This is a genomic window from Pseudoxanthomonas sp. LjRoot204_2 (assembly GCF_056175765.1).
The window spans coordinates 1-1,228 of the sequence record NZ_JBGFFG010000679.1; the positions used below are offsets into that span (position 1 = coordinate 1).

Annotated in this window: 1 protein-coding gene; it reads left to right on the forward strand. The window is 65.5% G+C overall.

The window, feature by feature from the left end; all coding sequences use genetic code 11:
- Positions 1 to 82: 82 nt before the first annotated feature.
- Positions 83 to 1,228, forward strand: a 1,146-nt coding sequence (locus AC04L7_RS19035) for a Clp protease N-terminal domain-containing protein (RefSeq protein ID WP_475513751.1), incomplete at its 3' end; no start/stop codon positions are given.

Below are 1,228 nucleotides of genomic sequence, written 5' to 3' on the forward strand. Positions count from 1 at the left end.
TCCCTGAACACTGAAATCCGGTAGGGTGATGGAAAACCGCCCGCCAAGCCGCATATTGTCGGCATAGGCCCCGGAGGCAACCATGTTCAGCAAAGATCTCGAGCAGACCATCGGCCAGTGCTACAAGCGCGCCCGTGAAGCTCGGCACGAATTCATGACCGTCGAGCACCTGCTGCTCGCGCTCCTCGAAAACCCCTCGGCACAGGCCGTCCTGAAGGCGACCGGTGCGGATGCCAACCGCCTGCGCGCCGACCTCGAGCAGGCCATCGAAGCCTCGGTCTCGCGGCTGGCCGAGGACGACGGCCGCGATACCCAGCCGACGCTGGGCTTCCAGCGCGTGCTGCAGCGCGCCGTGTACCACGTGCAGTCCTCCGGCAAGAAGGAGGTCACCGGCGCCAACGTGCTGGTGGCGATCTTCGGCGAGAAGGACTCGCACGCGGTCTACTTCCTCAACCAGCAGGATGTCACCCGGCTGGACATCGTCAACTACCTGTCCCACGGGATCGCCAAGCAGGGTGAGGAGAACGATGCGGGCGGGTCCTCGGACGGCGAGGGCAAGGCGGAAGGCGCGGAGGGCGAGGGCAAGGGCGATGCCCTGACCGAGTTCGCCAGCAACCTGAACGAGATGGCCCGGCAGGGCCGGATCGATCCGCTGGTCGGTCGTGGCGACGAGATCGAGCGGACCATCCAGGTGCTGTGCCGCCGCCGCAAGAACAATCCGCTCTACGTCGGCGAGGCCGGCGTGGGCAAGACCGCGCTGGCCGAGGGCCTGGCCAAGCGCATCGTCGAAGGCGAGGTGCCCGACGTGCTGCTGGATGCCGTCATCTACTCGCTGGACCTCGGCGCGCTGGTAGCGGGCACCAAGTACCGCGGCGACTTCGAGAAACGCCTGAAGGGCGTTCTGGCTTCGATCAAGAAGATTCCCGGTGCCATCCTGTTCGTCGACGAGATCCACACCATCATCGGTGCCGGATCGGCCAGCGGCGGCACGATGGATGCCTCGAACCTGATCAAGCCGGCGCTGGCATCGGGCGAACTGCGTTGCATCGGCTCCACCACGTTCCAGGAGTATCGCGGCATCTTCGAAAAGGATCGTGCGCTTGCGCGCCGTTTCCAGAAGATCGACATCGTCGAGCCGACCGTGGGCGAGACCTACGAAATCCTGCAGGGCCTCAAGCCCAAGTACGAAGCGCACCACGGCGTGACCTACGCCGACGATGCGCTGCAG